Source organism: Odoribacter sp. N15.MGS-14 (assembly GCF_000980245.1).
Classification (GTDB): Bacteria; Bacteroidota; Bacteroidia; order Bacteroidales; family Marinifilaceae; genus Odoribacter; species Odoribacter splanchnicus.
On the sequence record NZ_LARE01000203.1, the window covers coordinates 1 to 449 of the forward strand.

1 rRNA gene is annotated in these 449 nt (G+C 53.9%); it reads left to right on the top strand.

The features are described from left to right. Positions 1–409, top strand: a 23S ribosomal RNA gene (locus tag WS34_RS15160); the annotation flags it as partial. Between the last annotated feature and the right edge of the window lie 40 nt (positions 410–449).

A 449-nucleotide genomic window follows, 5' to 3' on the forward strand; every position in this document is an offset into this window, starting at 1 on the left:
GGTTTGGCACCTCGATGTCGGCTCATCGCATCCTGGGGCTGAAGTAGGTCCCAAGGGTTGGGCTGTTCGCCCATTAAAGCGGTACGCGAGCTGGGTTCAGAACGTCGTGAGACAGTTCGGTCCCTATCCGGCGCGGGCGTAGGATATTTGAGAGGAGCTGCCCTTAGTACGAGAGGACCGGGGTGGACTGGCCTCTGGTGTATCTGTTGAGCCATCAGGCTCATGGCAGAGTAGCCAAGCCGGGACGGGATAAACGCTGAAGGCATCTAAGCGTGAAGCCCCCCTCAAGATGAGATATCCCATACGCAAGTAGTAAGACCCCTTGAAGACGACGAGGTAGATAGGGCAGAGGTGGAAGCGTAGTAATACGTGAAGCTGACTGTTACTAATCGGTCGAGGGCTTAACCAAAAGGTTATGGTTAAGGATAGGTAAGAGGAAGTTATTTCCT